3 protein-coding genes and 1 pseudogene are annotated in these 4569 nt (G+C 61.5%); all 4 read left to right on the plus strand.

Annotated features, from left to right (window positions below; translation table 11 throughout):
* Window positions 1-394 (plus strand): annotated as a pseudogene (gene truB / locus EN914_RS25295) (tRNA pseudouridine(55) synthase TruB); the annotation flags it as partial.
* Window positions 395-438: 44 nt separating this feature from the next.
* On the plus strand, window positions 439-1533 hold the full coding sequence (corA, locus tag EN914_RS25300) for a magnesium/cobalt transporter CorA (RefSeq protein ID WP_024503466.1): 1095 nt from the start codon (window positions 439-441) through the stop codon (window positions 1531-1533).
* A gap of 139 nt (window positions 1534-1672) precedes the next feature.
* A complete protein-coding gene (rpsO, locus tag EN914_RS25305) occupies window positions 1673-1984 on the plus strand; it encodes a 30S ribosomal protein S15 (protein ID WP_269470859.1) in 312 nt (103 codons plus the stop codon).
* A 278-nt stretch (window positions 1985-2262) separates the two neighbouring features.
* Window positions 2263-4410: a polyribonucleotide nucleotidyltransferase gene (gene pnp, locus EN914_RS25310; protein ID WP_013527890.1), complete on the plus strand. Its 2148-nt coding sequence runs from the start codon at window positions 2263-2265 to the stop codon at window positions 4408-4410.
* Window positions 4411-4569: the final 159 nt, after the last annotated feature.

Consider the following 4569-nt stretch of genomic DNA (forward strand, 5'->3'; position numbering starts at 1 on the left):
GCGCCGGGTCGAGGTCGAGCCGTTCACCTCGGAAGACTTCGTCACCATCGCCGAACTGGAAGCCGCCCGTTTCGGTGTGGAGGAGGTCGACAGCTCGGACACGACAGAAGCCGCTGACAAGGCAGAGGCTGCCGACAAGGTGGAAGCGTCAATCGACTTCGACGCCATCGATGCGCTTCTGGTCGACACATCGGCTGCCCTCGATTGCCTGCCGCAGATCGCCATCAGCGATGACGCGGCAACCAAGATCCGCCTCGGCAACCCGGTCATCATCCGCGGCCGCGACGCACCGGTGGAAGCCGAAGAAGCCTGCGCCACGGCGCGCGGCAAGCTGGTCGCCATCGGTGCCATTGAGCAAGGCATGTTCAAGCCCAAGCGGGTCTTTGCCGGTTGATTCCTGTCGTCTGATGTCGAGGCGAGGACTCGCACGAGGGGAATATGGCAAAGGCTGAGACCGTGAAGACGCGGGCACCGGCGAAAACGCGGCGGCCGCCGGTCGGTGCGTCGCCCGGCACGCTGATCGCCGACCCGTCGGCGCGTCGCTCGGAACTGCGTTTGACGCTGATCTCGCCCGAAAAATTCAAGACTATCGAAAATGCCAGCATCGACGACCTCAACACCCATTGCGACAAATGGCCGGTCCTCTGGCTCGACTGCACCGGCCTCGCCAACATCCCGCTGATCGAGGAGATCGGCCGCATTTTCAGCCTGCATCCGCTGGCGCTGGAGGACGTCGTCAACACCGGCCAGCGGCCCAAGGTCGACTTCTTCGAGGACCATGCCTTCGTCGTTGTCAGGATGATCGACGATGTCACCTCGCACCGCTATGAGCAGATCGCCGTCTTCTTCGGCAGCAACTTCGTCGTTACCTTCCAGGAGCGGGAAGGCGATCCATTCGATCCGGTGCGCAAGCGTATCGAAAGTTCGGCGCCCAACCGGCTGCGCGCCCGCGGCGCCGACTATCTTGCCTATGCGCTGATCGATGCCATCGTCGACAGCTATTTTCCGCCGATCGAGGCCGCCGGTGACATGGTCGACAGCATCGAGGACCAGATGCTGCATTCGCCGCACAAACACCAGATGCGGCAGCTACATGAATTGCGGCGTGACGCCAACGTGCTGAAAGGCGTGCTGTGGCCGATGCGCGATGCGCTGGCGACGCTGATCCGCAACGATGTGCCCTATGTGAAGGCCGAGACCAAGATCTTCCTCAACGACACGCTCGACCATGCGCTCAGGCTGATCGAGCTGGTCGAGACCCAGCGCGATATGCTGACCGGCCTGATCGAGATGCACCTGTCGCTGAGCCAGGCGCGCACCAACGACGTTATCAGCTATCTCACCATCGTCTCGGTCATCTTCATGCCGCTCACCTTCCTGGTCGGCATCTGGGGCATGAATTTCGATCCGGAGTCTTCGCCCTGGAACATGCCGGAACTGAAGGCCTACTACGGCTATCCCTTGTCGCTGCTGTTCATGGCGCTTGTCGCGTTCGGGCTGATCGTCTTCTTCAAATGGAAGAAATGGCTTTGACAGGGATAAACCTGCCATTTTGCTCTGAAAAGCCGGCTTGTGAATTGGGCTGGTGTTTTCCGGGGAATTGCACTATATGCGCCGCAGCTTAGCGCTATGACGCTTTGCTTGCACCGGCCCCTGCTGGACGACATCCCGGCTGAGGGCGACCCGTTTCCTCAAACAGATAAGGAAAAACACGATGTCGATTACTGCCGAGCGCAAACAGGAATTGATGGGTGAATTCGCAACCGCCAAGGGCGATACCGGGTCTCCGGAAGTCCAGGTGGCCATCCTTTCCGAGCGCATCAAGAACCTGACCGACCATTTCAAGGACCACAAGAAGGATAACCATTCCCGCCGTGGTCTGCTTGCTCTCGTCTCCCAGCGCCGCAGCCTGCTTGATTATCTCAAGCGCAAGGACGACGCGCGCTACCAGACGCTGATCGAGAAGCTCGGTCTGCGTCGTTGACGAATTGACCGGCGGGCTTTCGAAGGAGAGCCCGCCGGTCGCGCATTCTGCCAGTCGTATCGACTGGCCAGACCCGGTTTCGATCGTGCAGAGGGCACTCGAAACCGCCCATGGACGGTCATGGGGCAGGATTGCAGGACGCTCGCGCGCGCACCGCGCCGAAATCACCCGAGCCTCCCGTTGTCTTGCCCGTGGCTGCCCGAGAAAGGAAGCCAGGGAAAGGGCATCTCCGCGCACCGTGAAACGGCGCGGCCCTTTCCTCATATTAAGGACAAGAGATGTTCAATCACCACAAAGTGGAAATCGAATGGGGCGGTCGTCCGCTCATCCTCGAAACCGGCAAGATCGCGCGCCAGGCTGATGGCGCGGTGCTCGCCACCTACGGCGAGACCAAGGTCCTCGCCACCGTCGTTTCGATGAAGGAGCCGAAGCCCGGCCTCGATTTCTTCCCGCTGACCGTCAACTACCAGGAAAAGACCTACGCCGCCGGCAAGATCCCGGGTGGCTATTTCAAGCGTGAAGGCCGTCCGAGCGAGAAGGAAACGCTGGTTTCCCGCCTCATCGACCGGCCGATCCGCCCGCTCTTCGCCTCCGGCTACAAGAACGACACCCAGATCGTCGTCACCGTCGTCCAGCATGATCTCGAGAACGATCCCGACATCCTGTCGATCGTTGCCACTTCGGCCGCCCTGACGCTCTCCGGCGTTCCCTTCATGGGCCCGGTCGGCGGCGCCCGCGTCGGCTACATCAACGGCGAATACGTTCTGAACCCGCATGTCGACGAGATGCAGGAATCCAAGCTCGACCTCGTTGTCGCCGGCACCGCCGACGCTGTGCTGATGGTTGAGTCCGAAGCCAAGGAATTGGGCGAAGAGCTGATGCTCGGCGCCGTCATGTTCGGCCACAAGGGCTTCCAGCCGGTCATCGACGCCATCATCAAGCTGGCCGAAGTCGCCGCCAAGGAGCCGCGCGACTTCACCGCGCCGGACTATTCCGCGCTTGAAGCCGAGATGCTGAAGATCGTCGGCGACGAACTCAGCAATGCCTACAAGAACGTCGACAAGCAGAAGCGTTACGCCGCCGTCGACGCCGTCAAGGCGAAGGTCAAGGCAGCGTTTGCCCCGGCCGAAGGCGAAGATGCCAAGTACACTTCCGAGCAGATCGGTTCGGTATTCAAGGAACTCCAGGCCAAGGTCGTGCGCTGGAACATCCTCGACACCGGTTCGCGCATCGATGGGCGTGACCTCAAGACGGTCCGCAAGATCGTCTCCGAAGTCGGCGTCCTGCCGCGCACCCACGGTTCGGCGCTGTTCACCCGCGGCGAGACCCAGGCGCTGGTCGTTGCCACGCTCGGCACCGGCGAGGATGAGCAGTATGTTGATTCGCTGACCGGCATGTACAAGGAGAAGTTCCTCCTTCACTACAACTTCCCTCCCTATTCCGTCGGCGAGACCGGCCGCATGGGTTCGCCGGGTCGCCGCGAAATCGGCCATGGCAAGCTCGCCTGGCGCGCCATTCGCCCGATGCTGCCGAGCGCCGACCAGTTCCCCTACACGCTGCGTGTCGTCTCGGAGATCACCGAGTCCAACGGTTCGTCGTCGATGGCCACCGTCTGCGGCACCTCGCTGGCGCTGATGGATGCCGGCGTGCCGCTGGCCAAGCCCGTCGCCGGTATCGCCATGGGCCTGATCAAGGAAGGCGAGCGTTTCGCCGTTCTATCCGACATCCTCGGTGACGAGGATCACCTCGGCGACATGGACTTCAAGGTCGCCGGCACCGCCAACGGCATCACCTCGCTGCAGATGGATATCAAGATCGAAGGCATCACCGAGGAGATCATGAAGATCGCGCTGGACCAGGCCAAGGATGGCCGCCAGCACATCCTCGGCGAGATGGCGCATGCTCTGACCGGCGCGCGTTCGGAACTGGGTGAGTTCGCACCGCGCATCGAAGTGATGCACATCCCGACCGACAAGATTCGTGACGTGATCGGCTCGGGCGGCAAGGTGATCCGCGAGATCGTCGAAAAGACCGGCGCCAAGATCAACATCGAGGACGACGGCACGGTCAAGATCGCTTCGTCCAATGCCAAGGAGATCGAGGCGGCGAAGAAGTGGATCCACACCATCGTCGCCGAGCCGGAAGTCGGCGAGATCTACGAAGGTACGGTCGTCAAGACCGCGGACTTCGGCGCTTTCGTCAACTTCTTCGGCCCGCGTGACGGCCTCGTCCACATCTCGCAGCTTGCCAACGACCGGGTCGCCAAGACCTCGGACGTGGTCAAGGAAGGCGACAAGGTCTGGGTCAAGCTGATGGGCTTCGACGAGCGCGGCAAGGTCCGCCTGTCGATGAAGGTCGTCGACCAGGCCACCGGCAAGGAACTCGCCCGCGACAAGAAGACCGAAGGCGAAGAAAACGCCGCCTGATTGGTCTGAGATCTTGAATCGAAACGGGCGCGGCTTATGTCGCGCCCGTTTTCATTTTCAGCCTGGGTTTCAAAGCGCTTAGACAAGTCGAGATCGAACAATGTCCGCCGAGCCGTTGAAGACGCTTTTCCATCCCTTCGAGGCGGAGGCTGTTCCCTG

The organism is Mesorhizobium sp. M7A.F.Ca.CA.001.08.2.1, from assembly GCF_003998455.1.
GTDB classification, from domain to species: Bacteria; Pseudomonadota; Alphaproteobacteria; order Rhizobiales; family Rhizobiaceae; genus Mesorhizobium; species Mesorhizobium ciceri.

Bases quoted from the DNA above. Each gene is read 5' to 3' on its own strand.
- corA (WP_024503466.1), top strand. From the start codon at position 439: ATGGCAAAGGCTGAGACCGTGAAGACGCGGGCACCGGCGAAAACGCGG.
- pnp (WP_013527890.1), top strand. From the start codon at position 2,263: ATGTTCAATCACCACAAAGTGGAAATCGAATGGGGCGGTCGTCCGCTC.